This is a genomic window from Streptomyces cylindrosporus, assembly GCF_022698165.1.
Classification (GTDB): Bacteria; Actinomycetota; Actinomycetes; order Streptomycetales; family Streptomycetaceae; genus Streptomyces; species Streptomyces cylindrosporus.
Window position 1 is genome coordinate 429,583 of sequence record NZ_JALDAY010000003.1, and the last position, 16,750, is coordinate 446,332.

Consider the following 16,750-nt stretch of genomic DNA (forward strand, 5'->3'; position numbering starts at 1 on the left):
GTGACCTCCCCCACGCGGCAGGCGCCGCGCCGTGGCAGCGGGCCGGCCGGGTTCCTCGCCCGGTCCGCCGGCTGCCTCGGCGCGGCCGTACTGCTCTGCGTGCTGGTGGCCGCAGGCCTGCTGGTCTGGTTCTTCCAGACCGTGCACGACAGCGGGCGGGAGAGGGAGCACGACGCCCGGGCCGATGTCACCGCCGCGGCCGAGCGGCTCAGGACCCGGCTCCAGGCAGCCGACGCCGACGGCACCCTGACGGACCGGGAGATCACCGACGTACTGCACCCCCGAAGCCCCCGCTCCGTCGCCCGCACCGCGACCGGGACCACCGTCGTGATCCAGGTCGCGGCGTCCGACTGGGCCCAGTGCTACGCGTACACAGCGACCCGCACCGGCACCGTCACCAGCCGGCCGCTCGGCACCTGCCCGTCGCCTTCACCCGTACCGTAGGACGACGCGGGACAGCCCGGGTGCGCCGGGCGGGTCGCCAGCGGCTTCCGCTTCGTCGACTACGTCGTGCACGCCTGGGACGTCGCCGCCACGCTCGGGCCGACGAGGACGTGATGGCCGTACGACTTTGCCAGCCTTTTAGTTCTTTACCGTTTGTTTGAACAACGCCGGACCTCAGCTCGTACCTCCTGTCGCCGACGCCGGCCAAGCACCATTCCAGGAGGCAGCTTTGAGCAACAGGCGGGTCAACGGTACGACTTTCCTCATCGCGGCCATCGTCGCCACCATCGGCGCCCTCGCGTTCCCCGTGTGGTCGTACGCCGACCGGTCGGGCACCGGGCAGGCGAACGTGGCCGCGGGGACCGTGAACACCCAGTGGGGTCCGCTGACCGCGGCCGACCGTGATCTGATCGTGCGCGTCCGGCTGGCGGGGCTGTGGGAGCTGCCGGCCGGCCAGCAGGCGATCCAGCGGGCGCCCAGCGCGGCGATCAAGGAGGCCGGCGACCATCTCATCGTCGGCCACACCGACCTCGACAAGCGGGTCCGGATCGTCGCCGCCCAGCTCGGCGTCGAGCTGCCCAACCAGCCGAACGAGCAGCAGCAGGGCTGGCTGCAGGAGATGAGCGCGGCGAGCGGCGCGGAGTACGAGTACAAGTTCGTGAACCTGCTGCGGGCCGCGCACGGCAAGATCTTCCCGGCCATCGGCACCGTCCGGAACACCACCCGCAACACCCTCGTACGGCAGCTGGCCTCGGACGCCAACCAGACCGTGCTCGACCACATCACGATCCTGGAGAAGACCGGCCGGGTCGACTTCGACGCCATCGCCAACGACGCCGTCGCGGGTACGACCGCCAGCCCCACCGGCCCGGCGGCGCCGGTCCCCGGCCAGGTCGCGCCCTCGGCGCCGGCCGCGGAGGCCGACGATGACGTGAAGACCACCTCCCGGCCCTCGCCGGGCGCGCCGGGCACGGTCAACACGAACCGGCCGGATCCGGAGGACACCGCGGGCGTCCTGCGGTAGGGCCGCCGGGGTGCCTCGGGGCCGGATCCGAACCTCAAATGTTCCTCTGAAGGTGCAAGCGGCGGGGTTCGGGTCCGGCCGCCGGGGCCATACCCCCGTCACGTCCGGGGAGACGGACGGGACGGGTGGTTGCGGGGGAAGCCGAGGAGGGGGCGGGCCATGGAGCGACTGGGTACGGGCATCGGGTGGCGGCCGGAGATCGCCGACGCCGTGGAGCGCATGCCGGGCATCGACTGGGTCGAGGCCGTGGCCGAGAACGTCTGCCCCGGCCACCTCCCCGAGTCGCTCCGGCGCCTGCGGGCCCGCGGGGTGACCGTGATCCCGCACGGCGTCTCGCTCGGACTCGGCGGCGCGGACCGGCCCGACGCGGAACGGCTCGCCGCGCTGGCCGAGCGGGCGCAGGCCCTCGGGGCGCCGCTGGTCACCGAGCACATCGCGTTCGTCCGGGCGGGCGGCGCGCTGACCGCGTCCCCGCTCCTGGAGGCCGGGCACCTGCTGCCCGTGCCGCGCACCCCGGACGCCCTCGACGTCCTGTGCGAGAACGTGCGGACAGCGCAGGACGCGCTGCCGGTGCCGCTCGCCGTCGAGAACATCGCCGCGCTGATCTCCTGGCCGGGCGAGGAGATGACCGAGGGGCAGTTCCTGTACGAGCTGGTCGAGCGGACCGGCGTACGGCTCCTCATCGACGTGGCCAACCTGCACACCAACCACGTCAACCGCGGCGAGGACCCGGCCAAGGCGCTGGCCGAGCTCCCCCTGGAGGCCATCGCCTACGTCCATGTCGCGGGCGGCTTCGCACGGGACGGCGTCTGGCACGACAGCCACGCCCACCCGGTCCCGCCCGAGGTCCTGGACATCCTGACCGACCTCGCGTCCAGGGTGTCACCGCCCGGGGTGCTGCTGGAGCGGGACGAGAACTTCCCCGAACCGGCCGTGCTGGAAGGGGAGTTGGCGGCGATACGAGGGGCCGTGGAGCAGGGGCGGGGGGTGCGGGTCGGTCGCGGTACGGGGGACGTCGTCGCGCGGGGGCCCGCCGCGGAAGCGCCGCGGACCGGCGAGCCGCCCACCGGGCCGGCCCGTCAGCGGCTCGCCCTCGCGCAGGCCGCCCTGCTGTCCGCGCTCGTGGCCGGGACGCCGGTGCCCGAGGGGTTCGACCGGGTGCGGCTCGGGGTGCAGGCGCGGGCGCTCGCCGGGAAGCGGGCCGACGTGGTGGGGAAGGTCGCGCCCGAGCTGCCGCGGATCCTCGGCGAGGGCTACCGGGCGGCATTCGTCGCGTACGCCCACGGGCACCCGATGACCGGCGGCTACCGGCGGGACGCGCTGTCCTTCGCCGAGCATCTGCTGGTCTCCGGGCGACTGGCGGACGGGCCCGCGCGAGAGGCCGTACGCGAGTGGTGGCTGGAGCGGTCCGGGCCGGCGCCGAGGTCGCCGCGGACCGGAGGGCGTGTGGTGCGGGCGGCGCGGAAGGTGCTGCTGCACCGCTGACGGTAGGTGTCCACCGCACGGAAATGTGCGCGGGGTAACACTTCCCGTCCGTCCCTGCCCGACAGTCGCCCCCACACCTCCCGGTAACATGCCAATCCCGCACTCACATCAGACGAGCGTGCGGTGCCATGAGCAGGAGGCACCATGCGACCCCGACCGCCTCTCAGGGGCCGAGGCATCATCAGTGGCACCGGGATCATCATCACGGGCCTCGCAGCGACCCTCTTGGCGCTGATCTTCCCGATCTGGTCGTACGCCGACCGGTCGGGCACCGGCGTGGACGTGCTCAACGCCCAGACCGTGGCGACGAACTACGGACCGCTGTCCGCCCTGGACCGCGACTTCATCACCAAGGTCCGGCTGGCCGGCCTGTGGGAGCTGCCCGCGGGCCAGGAGGCCGAGCAGAAGGGCACCACCGAGGCCGTACGGACGGCGGGGCGGCACCTCGTCGAGGGACACACCTTCCTCGACCAGCGCGTCCGGGACGTCGCGGCCAAGCTGAGCCTCGAACTGCCCAACGAGCCCAACGCCCAGCAACGCCAGTGGCTCGCCACCCTGAACACGGCGCAGGGCGTGGACTACGACCGGCAGTTCGCCAACATCCTGCGCCTCGCGCACGGCAAGGTCTTCTCCGTCGTCGCCCAGGTCCGCGCGACCACCCGCAACTCCCTGGTGCGCTCCCTCGCCGACGACGCCAACACGACCGTCCTGGACCACATCAAGGTCCTGGAGGCCACGGGGTACGTCGACTGGGACGCGCTGGCGCGGAACATGGCCTCGGCGAGCACTCCCCCCCTCACCAACTCCCCGGCCCCGCCCGGCCCGACGGCCTACCCGACCCCGGCCGTCCCGGTCACCCCCTCGGCGACCGACACCTACACGCTCCCGCCGGCCACCACCAGCCCGCCGCCGCAACAGCCGTAGCGCCCGCTTCCGGACAAGCGGAACGTCACGTACCCGCAACGCTCCGTCCGGATTGTGAACAGGGCATGGCGGTTCCGCAGGCCTTTGGCATAGAAACGCGGCATGTTCTGGGTTCTGCTCCTGCTGCTGGCCTGGGCCGTCGCCGGCACGGCGTGTACGCGGCTGTGTCTGGCCGCCGTACGCGCGGCCGCCGTCGACGCGGACACCCAGGGTCACGATCTGACGCTCTACGAGGCGGCTTTCCTGTCCGGCGGGCCCGGCCGGGTGGCCGATCTGACCATGGTCTCCATGGCCCGGCAACGACGGCTGCTGCTCGCCCACACCGGCTGGGCGACCGTGGTCGATCCGCGGGCCCGGGACGACATCGAGCGGTCCGTCATCGGGGCCATCGGGCCGGAGGGGCAGAGCCGTATCGCCCCGGTCCGGGCCGCCGCGGCCTCCGCCGACGCCGTGGGCAGCCTCGGAGACCGGCTGGTCAGCGCGGGTCTGGCCGTGCCCGACGGGCGGGGCGGCATAGCCTCGGGCATCCGCCAGGTGCAGGTCGCCGCGCTGGCCGTGGTGGCGCTGGGCGCGGCCGCGCTGCTGCTGCCGGCCCAGTCGACCATGCCGCGCGGCCTGATGGCCCTGTGGTTCGCGCTGCCGCTGGCCCTGACGCTGAGCTGTCTCGCCATAGCCCGTATCGAGGTCCACCCCTACTCCCGATGGGCGTCTCCGGCCGGACAGCGGCTCCTGGGCACCCTCGCGCGCCACACGGCGGGCGGCGACGACCGTACGTACCTCACGACCGTCGCCGTACGGGGCGTACGGGCGATCGGCGAACCGGATCTGCGCGCCGCCCTCACCCACCGCGACCAGTCGTAGGGGGCGTTTTCCGGTCGGCGTGAACCGCACGCCGGGGGCGCACAGGGGTCATTGACGCCGACACCGCCGGGGCGGTGCTTGCCTTCACCGACAGCCGAACGAAACATCCCTTTTGTCGCCGCCGTGCACCGAAGGGACACGCCATGAGAGCAGCCGCGCTCTACTCGGCCGCCGGATCCTTGCTCCTGACCACTCTCGCCGCGGCGCCGGCCGGCGGCGCGTCCGTCGTACCGGACACGGCCGCGGTCCAGGGCACCGCGGTGGCCGCCGCACGGGCCCGGGCCGCCGGTATCGACTTCGGCAACTGCGCCGAGGCGCAGGACATGCCGGGGAGTCTGCAGTGCGGCACGGTGTCCGTGCCGCTCGACTACGCGGATCCGGGCGGCAGGCAGATCAAGCTGACGGTCAGCCGGGTCCGGGCCACACACACCGACCCGCACAACAGCAAGCGCCGGGTGCCGCGGCAGGGCGCGCTGGTCTTCAACCCGGGCGGGCCGGGCGGCGACGGCCTGTACTTCCCGCTGGTCGGTCTGCTGCCGGAGTGGAAGCGCATCGGTGCGGCGTACGACCTGGTCGGCTACTCCCCGCGCGGTGTCGGCCGCTCGGCGCCGCTGTCCTGCCAGGACCCCAAGCACTTCTTCAAGGCGCCCTCGCAGTCGCCGACGTACCCGTCGGAGTCGTACAAGAAGGAGCGCGTCGCGCAGGCGAAGGCGTACGCGCGCGGGTGCGCGAAGCGGGCGGGCGGTGCGCTGCGGCACTACAACTCGCTCAACAACGCGCGCGACCTGGACGTGCTGCGGGCGGCGCTGGGCGAGGACCGGCTCACCTTCATGGGGGCCTCCTACGGCACCTACTTCGGGGCGCTGTACGCGACGCTGTTCCCCTCCCACGTGCGGCGGATGGTGTTCGACTCGGCGGTGAACCCGGATCCGGAGCGGGTCTGGTACCGCAACAACCTCGACCAGTCGGCCGCGTTCGAGGGGCGCTGGACGGACTTCCGTGAGTGGATCGCCAAGCACGACGACGTGTACGGGCTGGGGCGGACCGCCGACTCGGTGCAGCGCAGCTACGAGCGAGCGAGCGCGCAGCTGGCGGCGGAACCGGCCGGGGGCAAGGTGGGGCCCGCGCAGCTGCAGGGGGCGTTTCTGACGGCCGGGTACTTCGACGACTACTGGCCGCACCGGGCGCAGGCGCTGTCGGAGTACCTCAAGGGCGATCCGAAGCAGCTGATCGCGCAGGCGGCTCCGGTGGCGGGGGCGGCGGCCGAGGCGGAGAACTCCAACGCGGTGTACACGGCCGTCGAGTGCAACGACGCTCCCTGGCCGACGGACTTCCGCGTCTGGGACCGGGACAACACGCGGCTCGCGCGGGTGGCGCCGTTCGAGACGTGGGACAACGTGTGGATGAACCTGCCGTGCGCGTACTGGCCGGTGCCCCGGCAGGAGCCGGTGGATGTGCGGACCGGGCCGGGTGAGCTGCCGCCGACGATGATCCTCGCCGCCGAGCGGGACGCGGCCGCGCCTTATGAGGGGGCGCTGGAGCTGCACCGGCGGTTGTCGGGGTCGGTGCTGGTGACAGAGCGGGACGCGGGGACGCACGGGATCGCGGGCGGGCCGAACCGGTGCGTCAACGGCTACCTGGACGCGTACCTGTTGGAAGGGCGGACGCCGGTACGGCGCGCGGCCTGCGCACCGCACCGGGAGCCCCAGCCCGCTCGTTGATCAGGCAAGGCCCGCCACAAGCTCCGCGAGGTCCTTGCGGCGGCCCGTGTAGAACGGGACCTCCTCGCGGACGTGCATACGGGCCTCCGAGGCGCGCAGGTGGCGCATGAGGTCGACGATGCGGTACAGCTCGTCGGCCTCGAAGGCGAGGATCCACTCGTAGTCGCCGAGCGAGAAGGACGCGACGGTGTTGGCGCGGACGTCGGGGTAGCCGCGGGCCATCTTGCCGTGGTCGGCGAGCATGCGGCGGCGGTCCTCGTCGGGCAGCAGGTACCAGTCGTAGGAGCGCACGAAGGGGTACACGCTCACGTAGTTGCGCGGCGTCTCGTCGGCGAGGAACGCGGGGATGTGCGACCGGTTGAACTCGGCGGGGCGGTGCAGCGCCATGTTCGACCAGACCGGCTCCAGGGCGCGGCCCAGCTTCGTGCGGCGGAAGAGGTTGTACGCCTCCTGCAGCTGGTCGCTGGTCTCCGCGTGCCACCAGATCATGAGGTCGGCGTCGGCGCGCAGCCCGGACACGTCGTACGTGCCGCGGATCGTCACGTCCTTGGCGGCGAGCTGGTCGAAGAGCTCCTGGACCTCGTCGGCGTAGCCCGCGCGGTCCTCGGGCAGCACGTCCTTCAGCTTGAAGACCGACCACAGGGTGTAGCGGATGACCTCGTTGAGGTCCTTGGCCAGCTTGCCCTTGTTCGGGATCCGGGCGGCCTCGGTGGTGGGGGCGTCGTCACTCATGTCCCTCATTCTCCCGCTCCGCCGTGCAGGCTCTGCACCGGGTTGGCGGTGAGCTCCCGCAAGGCTCTGAGGTCGCCGTCGAGCTGGTCGACCGCCGCGTACGCGCTCGCGATGCAGGCGGGGATGCCGACGCCGTCGTACTGCGCGCCGCACACCGCGAGGCCCGGGAGCTTGGCGACGTGTTCGCGGATGCGGGCCACGCGCGCGTGGTGGCCGACGGGGTACTGGGGCAGGCCGTCGGTCCAGCGGGTGACGCGGGTGGCGACCGGCGTGGCGTCGAGGCCGGTGGCCTCGCGCAGGTCGTGGCGGGAGACGTCCACCAGGTCGGCGTCCTCGCGGCCGAGGATCTCCGTCTCGCCGTACCGGCCGACCGAGGTGCGCAGGACCAGCAGGTCGGGGTTCTCGTCGGCGATCCAGCCCCACTTCTGCGAGGCGAACGTCGAGGCCTTGATGGTGCGCCCGTCGACCGGCGGTACGAGGAAGCCGCTGCCCTCGGGGAGGGCGGTGTCGGCGCGGCGGTAGGCGAGGGTGATCAGGGCCATGGAGGCGTACTCGACGCCGGCGAGCTCGGTGGCGGCGGCGGGGGCCTCGGCGCGCAGGAGGGTGGCGGCGACGGGGGCGGGGACGGCGAGGACGACGGCGTCTGCGTGCAGCACGCGGTCGGCGGTGACGACGCGCCAACCGGTCGCGGCCTCGCGGCGCAGCTCCGTCACGGGTGCCCCGGTGACGATCTCGCCGCCCGCCGCCCGCACCGCCTCGGCGACCGCGAGGGGCAGGGTGCCGACGCCGCCCTCGATGCCCATGAACACCGGGCCCGTCTGGTGGGCCGCGGCCGCCTTCGCCTGGATCTCGCGGACGGCCTGGGTCAGGGAGTCGTGCGTCTTCGCCGCCTGGTACAGCTGCGGGACCGCCGAGCGCATCGAGATGCGGTACGCGTCGCCCGCGTACACGCCGCCCAGCAGGGGTTCCACCAGGCGGTCGACGACCTCCCGGCCGAGGCGCTCGGCCACGTACTCCCCGACGGCCACGTCGTCGCCGACCTCCGTGCGGGGCAGGTCGGCGTCGCGCTCGATGCGGGCGAGGCCCTCGTCCGAGAGGACGCCGGAGAGGGCGGCGGCGGTGCCGGGGACGCCCATGACGTGGCCCTTGGGCATGGGGCGCAGGGCTCCGCGGGTCCAGATCGAGGCCGTCGCCGTGGCCGGCGGCTGGAGGCGGTCGGTGAGGCCCACCTCGCGCGCGAGAGCGACCGCTTCCGGTCTGCGGGCCAGCATCGACTCGGCGCCGAGGTCCACCCGCGCACCCGCGATCTCGCCCGGCAGCAGCTTGCCGCCGACGCGGTCCGACGCCTCCAGCACGGTCACCCGCGCGCCCCGCGCCAGCAGCCGGTGAGCGGCGGCCAGCCCCGCGATGCCGGCCCCGATGACGACGACCTGGCCCGCACCCGTACGACTCTGAACTTCGCGCATGTCCCCAGCCTCTCAGACCCCACTGACAGCCCGTCCCCGCCCCGGTGTCCTGCACGAGTCCCGACCGTGACCGCATCGGGACCGGCCCTGCCCAACGTCCGTGCCGCGCCCGGCGTCGAAGAAGCGTCAGTCGTCAAGACCCTCGGGGGTACGCCCACATGCGCGCACGACGTTCCGTACGACCTGTCCACGCCCTGACCGGGCTGCTGCTGGCCACGGCGCTCGCCCTGACCGGATGCAGCAGCGGCGCGAACGACAGCGGCTCCGGCGGCAAGGCCGCGGACGGCGCCGCCGCCCAGAGCGACGCCAAGGGGGCCGCCCCCGGCGGCGCGAAGGAGGCGAACGGCGCGGAGGCGACCCGCGCGCCGAACCTCACGGTGAGTCACATCATCCGCACCGCGTCCCTGACCGTGCAGGTCAAGGACGTGCCGAAGGCCCTGGACGAGGCCCGCACCACCACCGAGAACGCGGGCGGTTACGTCGGAAACGAGACCACCAGCCGGGACGACGAGGGCCGCGAGCACACGCGCGTGGTGCTGCGTGTGCCGGTCGAGAAGTACGACGAGGTTCTCGCCGGCCTCCAGGGCGCGGGCAAGCTCCTGGAGCGCACCGCGAAGGCCCAGGACGTCACCGACCAGGTCGTCGACGTGGACAGCCGCGTCAGGTCGCAGCGGGCCAGCGTGGCCCGGGTCCGCGAGCTGATGGACCGGGCGACCAAGCTGAGCGACGTCGTGGAGCTGGAGGGCGAGTTGAGCAGCCGGGAGGCCGACCTGGAGGCACTGCTCGCCCAGCAGGCGTCCCTGAAGGACCGCACCAGCCTGGCCACCATCACGTTGTCCCTGTCCGAGGCGCCGGTGAAGAAGGCGGCGGCGAAGGACGAGGACCCCGGCTTCCTGGACGCGCTGTCCGGCGGCTGGAACGCGTTCGTGACGATGCTGCGCTGGCTGGCGGTGGCCTTCGGCGCGGTGCTGCCGTTCGCCGCGGTGGCCGCCGTGCTCGTGCTGGCGTGGCTGCGGCTGGTTCGGCCCCGGGTACGAACCACCACCCCCGAGGAGAACCGCGGGCAGGACTGAAATGCCCTGCCCCCGTAGCGTGTTCGCATGAGCATGAGCGCTGCGAGGGAACGACTGGTCGTGATCGGCGGCGACGCCGCGGGGATGTCCGCGGCGTCGCAGGCACGCCGCCTGAAGGGCCCGGACGAGCTGGAGATCGTGGCCTTCGAGCGCGGCCACTTCACCTCGTACTCCGCGTGCGGCATCCCGTACTGGGTGGGCGGTGACGTCGAGGAGCGGGACCGGCTGATCGCCCGTACGCCCGAGGAGCACCGCGCGCGGGACATCGACCTGCGGATGCGTACGGAGGTCACCGAGATCGACGTGGCGAACGGGCGGGTACGCGCGCGTGACGTCGATTCCGGGGAGGAGTCCTGGACGTCGTACGACAAACTCGTGATCGCGACCGGCGCCCGCCCGATCCGCCCGGACATGCCGGGCGCGGACGCCCCCGGGGTGCACGGGGTGCAGACGCTCGACGACGGGCAGGCGCTGCTGGACTCGCTCGCACGCACGCGTGGCCGTCGCGCGGTGGTCGTCGGGGCCGGGTACATCGGCGTGGAGATGGCCGAGGCGATGATCAACCGGGGCTACGAGGTGACCGTCGTCAACCGGGGCAGCGAGCCGATGTCGACCCTCGATCCGGACATGGGCCGCCTGGTGCACGACGCCATGCAGGGCATGGGCATCGCCATGGTCAACGACGCCGAGGTCACCAAGATCCTCACCGGCGAGGACGGCCGGGTGCGGGCGGTGGCCACGGAGGCCGCCGAGTACCCGGCGGACGTGGTGGTGCTGGGCATCGGCGTGCGCCCCGAGACGGCGCTGGCGAAGGCCGCGGGGCTGCCGCTGGGGGCTCACGGCGGGCTGCTCACCGACCTCGCCATGCGGGTGCGCGGGTACGAGAACATCTGGGCCGGCGGGGACTGCGTGGAGGTCCTGGACCTGGTGTCGGGCCAGGAGCGGCACATCGCGCTGGGCACCCACGCCAACAAGCACGGGCAGGTCATCGGCGCGAACGCCGGGGGCGACTACGCGACCTTCCCCGGTGTGGTCGGCACCGCCGTCTCCAAGGTCTGCGACCTGGAGATCGCCCGCACCGGCCTGCGCGAGAAGGACGCGCGCAGGGCCGGGCTGCAGTACGTGACGGTCACCATCGAGTCGACCAGCCGGGCGGGCTACTACCCGAACGCCGCCCCCATGACGGTGAAGATGCTCGCCGAGCGCCGCACGGGGCGGCTGCTAGGCGTGCAGATCGTGGGCCGGGAGGGCGCGGGCAAGCGGGTCGACATCGCGGCGGTGGCCCTCACGGCCGGGATGACGGTGGAGCAGATGACGGCCCTGGACCTGGGCTACGCCCCGCCGTTCAGCCCGGTCTGGGACCCCGTACTGGTGGCCGCCCGCAAGGCCACCGCGAAGGTACGCGCCTCCTGATGGGCCTGCCGGCTACGCCGAGCCGTTGATGCGCTCGATGGCCTGGCGGGCCTGCTCGGCCGGCGGCCGCGGCGGCAGCGAGGAGACGGAGGCCGTGGTCGTCACGGCCACCGGCTGCTCCCCGGCCGGCTTGGCGTGCGCGGCCGCGGGCCGCGTGGACCTGAGACGGTTGCTCACCGCCTCGTCGAGGGTCACCGGCCGCTGCATCTGCGAGGCCAGCCGGCCGGCCTCCTGGCCCAGCCTGGCCACGTCCTCCCAGGGCAGTTGGATCACCAGGGCCAGCTCGGCCTCGCCGTTCGGCAGGGCCTGGACCGGCAGCGGAGGAGTAACTCGGTCGTTCATCGCCTGTTCCTCACGTCGTCCCCGCGACCCGCCTTCCCCGCGCCGCGGGCGGTTGCCGAGTCATACGCACGCGCGCGTGCCCGCGTTCACTCAGGTTCGCCCCGCTCATCGCGGGCACTAATCCCTTGTGGTCATCCCCGTCCATGACGTGAACCCGGTGCGCCGCACCCCCTGGGTGACGTACGCGCTGATCGCCGCGAACGTGTACGTCTTCCTGGCCACGCCCGGCATAGCGGGCTCGGTGGCCGGCGGCAGCGACCTGGCGCAGCTGTGCCATCTGCAGGCGTTCCTGGACCACTACGCGGCGGTGCCGCGGGAGCTGATCCACCACCAGATGCCGCGCATGGTCCCCACGGGGGACGTGGGCAGAGGCGCCGGCGGCGCGCTCGGCTGCGTGGTGGCCCCGCCGGGCTACGACAAGTCGCCCGCCCTGTCGGTCTTCACCGCGATGTTCCTGCACGGCAGTTGGCTGCACCTGCTGGGCAACATGCTGTTCCTGCTGATCTTCGGCAACAACGTCGAGGACCGCATGGGGCATGTGCGGTACCTGCTCTTCTACGTCGTCTGCGGCTATGCGGCGGGATACGGCTTCGCGCTGCTCAACGCCGACTCGTCCGACCCGCTGATCGGCGCCTCGGGCGCCATCGCGGGCGTGCTGGGCGCCTATCTGGTGCTGTATCCGAAGGCCAGGGTCTGGGTCCTCGTCCCGTTCCTGATCTTCCTGCCGCTCCGGCTGCCGGCCTGGCTGGTGCTGGGCTTCTGGTTCGTGCTGCAGGCGGTCTACTCGTCCGGCGAGGGCGTCTCCGACGCCGGGACGGTGGCGTACGCCGCCCATGTGGTGGGCTTCCTGGCCGGGATGCTGCTCGCCTGGCCGCTCAAGCCGGGCACTCCCCCGCCGCCGGAACCGCGCGGCCTGCTGTTCGGCAGGCGGGCACGGCCCCGGCACACCTGGTGAGTCAGCGGGCGGTGCGCGTGTGGACGTACTCCACGAGGCGGGTCAGGGCGTCCGGGTCGGTGGACGGCATGACGCCGTGGCCGAGGTTGAAGACGTGGCCCTCCAGGCCCGCGGCGGCTTCCAGCACCTCGTCGGTCTTGGCCTCGACGGCCTCCGTGGTGGCGAACAGGACCGTCGGGTCGAGGTTGCCCTGCAGCGCCTTGCCGGGGCCGACGCGGCGGGCGGCCTCGTCCAGCGGGACCCGCCAGTCGACGCCGACGACGTCCGCGCCGGCCTCGCCCATGAGCTTCAGCAGCTCGCCGCATCCGACACCGAAGTGGATGCGCGGCACGCCGTAACCGGCGACGGCCTCCAGGACCTTCGCGGAGGCGGGCATCACCGAGCGCCGGTAGTCGGCGGGGGCGAGGGCGCCGACCCAGGAGTCGAAGAGCTGGATCGCGGAGGCGCCGGCCTCGATCTGCACCTTGAGGAAGGCGGCCGTGATGTCGGCGAGCCGGTCGAGCAGGTCGGCCCAGAGCTCCGGGTCGCCGTACATCATCGCCTTGGCGTTCTCGTACGTGCGCGACGGACCGCCCTCGACGAGGTAACTCGCGAGGGTGAAAGGCGCGCCGGCGAAGCCGATGAGCGGGGTGGCGCCGAGTTCGCGGGTGAGCAGGCCGATGGCCTCGGTGACGTACGAGACGTCGTCGGGGGTCAGGTCACGCAGTCGGGCCAGGTCGGCGCGGGTGCGGATCGGCTTCTCGACGACCGGGCCGACGCCGGGCCTGATGTCGAGGTCGATGCCGATCGCCTTGAGCGGGACGACGATGTCGCTGAAGTAGACCGCGGCGTCGACGCCGTGCCGGCGGACCGGCTGGAGGGTGATCTCCGCGGCCAGTTCGGGCCGCATGCAGGACTCCAGCATCGGGATGCCCTCGCGGACCTTGCGGTACTCCGGGAGTGAGCGCCCGGCCTGGCGCATGAACCACACCGGCGTGTGCGGCACGGGCTCGCGTCGGCAGGCCCTGAGAAAGGCGGAGTCGTAGGTCGCGGACTGCTGCGGGGTGTCGTTGGCGCTCACGGGGCAAGTCTTGCACGACGGTGGAGTTCGCCCCGCCGCGCGTGGGGGTTCGCGCACAGCCGGGTGTCTTGCCCTGCACGAAGGCCCGGTTCCCCTTAATCTTCCCCGCATGGCTGCGGCTCAGGGACGACTGTCGGACGGCGCTGACGGAATGGACGACACCAAGGAGGGGGACCGGGATGGGAGCGGTACGGCTCCGCCGGCCTTCCTGGCCGCGGTGCAGGCGCTGCGTGGCAGCCGGCTGAGGCCGCAGATCGAGATCGAGTCGACGCGGGCGCCCCAGCGGCTCGCGCCGTTCGCGTACGCGCTGGAGGCCACCGTCGTCGACGGTGACCAGGACCTGGCCGACGGCCGGCTGGTGCTGCTGCACGACCCGGACGGGCACGAGGCCTGGCGGGGCGCCTTCCGGCTGGTGACGCTGGTGCGTGCCGAGCTGGAGCCGGAGATGGCGGCGGACCCGCTGCTGCCGGAGGTGTGCTGGTCCTGGCTGACCGGGGCGCTGAGCGCGCGCGGACTGTCGTACGGCGAACCGAGCGGGACCGTCACGCGGGCGAGCTCGCACTACTTCGGCGGGCTCGCGGAGCGCCCGGCGGCCTCGCAGATCGAGATCCGGGCCTCCTGGACGCCCCGGGAGGGCCTGGGCGGGGTGCCGGACACGGCGGCCCACCTGGCCTCCTGGTGCGATCTGCTGGCCCAGGTCGCGGGGCTGCCGCCGGCCGCACCGGGCGACGCGTCCGTGGTGACGCTGCCGCAGCGCCGCGATCCCCAGTCCCGCTGACGTCCATGACGTCGATGTGAGTCACGGCGGCCGTCGTCCGGCCGCCGTTTTTGTCATCGTTTTGTCGATACGGCCACTTTCAATCATGAACCGGCCCTCGAACGAACCGATTCGTTCACCGAACGATCGACCACGTGTCCGAATTGCACAGATTTCCACTCACTAAATCGTGATCTTTCACTAAAGGGCTCCGGGTTTGGTGCCGAAGACGACTGTGACCTTCAAAGCCGTCCCGCACCCCAGGAGGCCTGGTGTCAGTTCTTCTCGAGCAGCCCGCAAGCCTGGTCGCCTACCGTCCCAACAAGCCGACCGCCATGGTGGTCGTGGCCGACCCCCGAGTCCGCTCCACCGTCACCCGCCACCTGTGGGCCCTCGGTGTACGCGACGTCATCGAGGCGTCGTCCATCGCCGAGGCCCGTCCCCGCATCGGCAACCCGCGCGACATCTGCGTCGCCGACGTCCACCTGCCCGACGGCTCCGGCCTCACCATCCTGTCGGAGACCCGCGCGGCGGGCTGGCCCAACGGCCTGGCCCTGTCCGCGGCCGACGACATCGGCGCCGTGCGCAACGCCCTCGCGGGCGGCGTCAAGGGCTACGTCGTCACCGGCACCCGCACCAACGTCGGGCTCCCCACCCGGCCCGGTGCGGCCCCCATCGGCGCGGCCGGCGCCCGTATGCACCGCCGCCCCCCGGGTGCCCCGAGCCACCCGGGCGGCTACCGCGAGCTGTCCGGCCGCGAGGTCGAGGTGCTGCGGCTGGTCGCGGAGGGCCAGTCGAACAAGGCGATCGGCGTCTCGATGGGCCTGTCCGCGCTGACCGTCAAGAGCCACCTCGCCCGTATCGCCCGCAAGCTCGGCACGGGCGACCGCGCCGGGATGGTCGCGGTGGCCCTGCGGACCGGCATCATCCACTGACACCGCGGATCCACCGATACCGGCGGTTCCACCGATACCGGCAGCTCACCGGCCCCGGTGGTTCAATCCCGCACAATTCACGGACGTGAATCGGATCGCCCGCCGACCCCCTGTCCGTACCCCACCTGTCGTGAACCGGATGTTTCACCGACCTGACTGGTTTACGACCCTCAGGCGCCCGTCGACGGAACGTTACGTCGGCGGGCGCTGTCCATACACGGATACCCTTGACAGGTGACCGACGCCCAAGAGACCGCAGCAGACAGCTCACTGCGAACCACCGGAGGCGCCCCTCCGGAAGACGGCGGAACTTCTGTTACGGGGGCGCCGGATCCGGATGCGGCCGCGGAGCCCGTCCCTTTGCTCGAACCGCGTGAGGGCATTCCGCCCGTGATCGCGGACGCCGAGTCGCTCGCCGAGGTGATCGCCGCGTTCGCGGCCGGTTCCGGGCCCGTCGCCGTCGATGCCGAACGGGCCTCCGGCTACCGGTACGGCCAGCGCGCCTACCTCGTCCAGCTGCGCCGCGAGGGCGCCGGGAGCGCGCTGATCGATCCCGTCGCCTGTCCTGATCTGTCCGGGCTCGGCGAGGCGCTGTCCGGCGTCGAGTGGGTGCTGCACGCGGCCACCCAGGACCTGCCCTGTCTGCGCGAGATAGGCATGGTGCCGACGCGGCTGTTCGACACGGAGCTCGCGGGGCGGCTCGCCGGGTTCCCGCGGGTCGGCCTCGGCGCGATGGTCGAGGGCGTCCTGGGCTACGTACTCGAAAAGGGACACTCCGCCGTCGACTGGTCGACCCGGCCGCTGCCGGAGCCGTGGCTGCGGTACGCGGCGCTGGACGTGGAACTGCTGGTCGACCTGCGGGACGCGCTGGAGAAGGAGCTGGACCGGCAGGGGAAGCTGGAGTGGGCGCGGCAGGAGTTCGACGCGATCGCGGCCGCGCCGCCGGCCGAGCCGCGCAAGGATCCCTGGCGCCGGACGTCCGGGATGCACAAGGTGCGGCGGCGCCGGCAGCTGGCCGTGGTGCGGGAGCTGTGGCAGACGCGGGACCGCATCGCGCAGCGGCGGGACGTGTCGCCGGGGAAGGTGCTCAGTGACGCGGCGATCGTCGAGGCGGCGCTCGCCGTGCCGGCCAATGTGCACGCCCTCGCGGCGCTGAACGGGTTCGGGCATCGGATGGGGCGGCGGCAGCTGGAGCAGTGGCAGGCCGCCGTCGACCGGGCCAAGGCCCTGACGGACGCGCAGTTGCCCGCGCCGGGGCAGCCGGTGACGGGGCCTCCGCCGCCGCGGGCCTGGGCCGACAAGGATCCGGCGGCCGCGGCTCGGCTGTCCGCGGCCCGGGCCGGGGTCTCGGCGCTGGCCGAGCGGCTGAACATGCCCCAGGAGAACCTGATCACCCCGGACACCGTGCGGCGGGTCTGCTGGGAGCCGCCGAAGGTCGTGGACGCCGAGTCGGTGGGGGCTGCGCTGGCGGGGTACGGGGCGCGGCCCTGGCAGGTCGAGCAGGTGACGCCGGTGCTGGTGGCCGCGCTGTCCGCCTAGCCACCGCCGAGGATCCCCG

General features: G+C 72.9%; 16 protein-coding genes. 12 read left to right on the top strand and 4 right to left on the bottom strand.

The annotated features are described in order from the left end of the window. The 6 genes from MQP27_RS11330 (at position 1) to MQP27_RS11355 (ending at position 6,459) form a co-directional block, all read left to right on the top strand. Positions 1 to 444 (top strand): hypothetical protein, encoded by a 444-nt coding sequence (locus MQP27_RS11330; protein WP_242764523.1) that lies wholly within the window; start codon positions 1 to 3, stop codon positions 442 to 444. Between the two features lie 229 nt (positions 445 to 673). Then, a complete protein-coding gene (locus MQP27_RS11335) occupies positions 674 to 1,468 on the top strand; it encodes a DUF4142 domain-containing protein (RefSeq protein WP_242764525.1) in 795 nt (264 codons plus the stop codon). A gap of 159 nt (positions 1,469 to 1,627) precedes the next feature. Then, on the top strand, positions 1,628 to 2,953 hold the full coding sequence (locus MQP27_RS11340; RefSeq protein ID WP_242764527.1) for an MbnB/TglH/ChrH family RiPP precursor modification enzyme: 1,326 nt from the start codon (positions 1,628 to 1,630) through the stop codon (positions 2,951 to 2,953). A 144-nt stretch (positions 2,954 to 3,097) separates the two neighbouring features. Then, positions 3,098 to 3,877 carry a DUF4142 domain-containing protein gene (locus MQP27_RS11345; protein WP_242764529.1) on the top strand — a complete coding sequence of 260 codons (780 nt, stop codon included), beginning with the start codon at positions 3,098 to 3,100 and terminating at the stop codon, positions 3,875 to 3,877. Between the two features lie 102 nt (positions 3,878 to 3,979). Beyond that, the gene (locus MQP27_RS11350) at positions 3,980 to 4,738 is read left to right on the top strand and encodes a TIGR04222 domain-containing membrane protein (RefSeq protein ID WP_242764531.1); all 759 of its coding nucleotides are present in this window, start codon (positions 3,980 to 3,982) and stop codon (positions 4,736 to 4,738) included. A gap of 143 nt (positions 4,739 to 4,881) precedes the next feature. After that, entirely contained in the window at positions 4,882 to 6,459 is a 1,578-nt protein-coding gene (locus MQP27_RS11355; protein ID WP_242764533.1) for an alpha/beta hydrolase, read from the top strand. Here MQP27_RS11355 and hemQ read toward each other — a convergent pair whose 3' ends face one another. Next, positions 6,460 to 7,191, bottom strand: a complete 732-nt coding sequence (gene hemQ, locus MQP27_RS11360; protein WP_242764535.1) for a hydrogen peroxide-dependent heme synthase — start codon at positions 7,189 to 7,191, stop codon at positions 6,460 to 6,462. It abuts the gene before it with no gap. Between the two features lie 5 nt (positions 7,192 to 7,196). After that, on the bottom strand, positions 7,197 to 8,657 hold the full coding sequence (gene hemG, locus MQP27_RS11365) for a protoporphyrinogen oxidase (protein ID WP_242764537.1): 1,461 nt from the start codon (positions 8,655 to 8,657) through the stop codon (positions 7,197 to 7,199). Positions 8,658 to 8,815: 158 nt separating this feature from the next. Here hemG and MQP27_RS11370 point away from each other — a divergent pair, with 158 nt between their 5' ends. Together MQP27_RS11370 and MQP27_RS11375 are read left to right on the top strand one after the other, a co-directional pair. Further along, a complete protein-coding gene (locus MQP27_RS11370) occupies positions 8,816 to 9,730 on the top strand; it encodes a DUF4349 domain-containing protein (RefSeq protein ID WP_242764539.1) in 915 nt (304 codons plus the stop codon). Positions 9,731 to 9,757: 27 nt separating this feature from the next. Then, complete coding sequence (locus MQP27_RS11375; RefSeq protein WP_242764541.1) at positions 9,758 to 11,143, top strand: FAD-dependent oxidoreductase; 1,386 nt, start codon at positions 9,758 to 9,760, stop codon at positions 11,141 to 11,143. Positions 11,144 to 11,155: 12 nt separating this feature from the next. Here the strand turns inward: MQP27_RS11375 and MQP27_RS11380 are convergent, their stop codons facing one another. After that, positions 11,156 to 11,485, bottom strand: a complete 330-nt coding sequence (locus MQP27_RS11380; RefSeq protein WP_242764543.1) for a hypothetical protein — start codon at positions 11,483 to 11,485, stop codon at positions 11,156 to 11,158. Positions 11,486 to 11,612: 127 nt separating this feature from the next. Here MQP27_RS11380 and MQP27_RS11385 point away from each other — a divergent pair, with 127 nt between their 5' ends. After that, positions 11,613 to 12,440 (top strand): rhomboid family intramembrane serine protease, encoded by an 828-nt coding sequence (locus MQP27_RS11385; RefSeq protein ID WP_242764545.1) that lies wholly within the window; start codon positions 11,613 to 11,615, stop codon positions 12,438 to 12,440. A gap of 1 nt (position 12,441) precedes the next feature. On the opposite strand, the gene hemE is transcribed toward MQP27_RS11385, so the two are convergent. Continuing rightward, a complete protein-coding gene (hemE, locus tag MQP27_RS11390; protein WP_242764547.1) occupies positions 12,442 to 13,500 on the bottom strand; it encodes a uroporphyrinogen decarboxylase in 1,059 nt (352 codons plus the stop codon). A 109-nt stretch (positions 13,501 to 13,609) separates the two neighbouring features. On the opposite strand from hemE, the gene MQP27_RS11395 reads away from it, so the two are divergent. The 3 genes from MQP27_RS11395 to MQP27_RS11405 all read left to right on the top strand — a co-directional run bounded on the left by MQP27_RS11395 (position 13,610) and on the right by MQP27_RS11405 (position 16,731). Then, the gene (locus tag MQP27_RS11395; RefSeq protein WP_242764550.1) at positions 13,610 to 14,278 is read left to right on the top strand and encodes a DUF3000 domain-containing protein; all 669 of its coding nucleotides are present in this window, start codon (positions 13,610 to 13,612) and stop codon (positions 14,276 to 14,278) included. Positions 14,279 to 14,529: 251 nt separating this feature from the next. Next, complete coding sequence (locus MQP27_RS11400; protein ID WP_242764552.1) at positions 14,530 to 15,192, top strand: helix-turn-helix transcriptional regulator; 663 nt, start codon at positions 14,530 to 14,532, stop codon at positions 15,190 to 15,192. A 234-nt stretch (positions 15,193 to 15,426) separates the two neighbouring features. Further along, positions 15,427 to 16,731: a ribonuclease D gene (locus MQP27_RS11405; protein WP_242764554.1), complete on the top strand. Its 1,305-nt coding sequence runs from the start codon at positions 15,427 to 15,429 to the stop codon at positions 16,729 to 16,731. Positions 16,732 to 16,750 lie beyond the last annotated feature (19 nt).

What these genes read in the sequence shown, in the direction of transcription:
- hemG (WP_242764537.1), bottom strand. Translation starts at nt 8,657, where the DNA reads ATGCGCGAAGTTCAGAGTCGTACGGGTGCGGGCCAGGTCGTCGTCATC.
- MQP27_RS11355 (WP_242764533.1), top strand. Translation starts at nt 4,882, where the DNA reads ATGAGAGCAGCCGCGCTCTACTCGGCCGCCGGATCCTTGCTCCTGACC.
- MQP27_RS11350 (WP_242764531.1), top strand. Translation starts at nt 3,980, where the DNA reads ATGTTCTGGGTTCTGCTCCTGCTGCTGGCCTGGGCCGTCGCCGGCACG.
- hemQ (WP_242764535.1), bottom strand. Translation starts at nt 7,191, where the DNA reads ATGAGTGACGACGCCCCCACCACCGAGGCCGCCCGGATCCCGAACAAG.
- MQP27_RS11380 (WP_242764543.1), bottom strand. Translation starts at nt 11,485, where the DNA reads ATGAACGACCGAGTTACTCCTCCGCTGCCGGTCCAGGCCCTGCCGAAC.
- MQP27_RS11375 (WP_242764541.1), top strand. Translation starts at nt 9,758, where the DNA reads ATGAGCATGAGCGCTGCGAGGGAACGACTGGTCGTGATCGGCGGCGAC.
- MQP27_RS11395 (WP_242764550.1), top strand. Translation starts at nt 13,610, where the DNA reads ATGGCTGCGGCTCAGGGACGACTGTCGGACGGCGCTGACGGAATGGAC.
- MQP27_RS11340 (WP_242764527.1), top strand. Translation starts at nt 1,628, where the DNA reads ATGGAGCGACTGGGTACGGGCATCGGGTGGCGGCCGGAGATCGCCGAC.
- MQP27_RS11345 (WP_242764529.1), top strand. Translation starts at nt 3,098, where the DNA reads ATGCGACCCCGACCGCCTCTCAGGGGCCGAGGCATCATCAGTGGCACC.
- MQP27_RS11370 (WP_242764539.1), top strand. Translation starts at nt 8,816, where the DNA reads ATGCGCGCACGACGTTCCGTACGACCTGTCCACGCCCTGACCGGGCTG.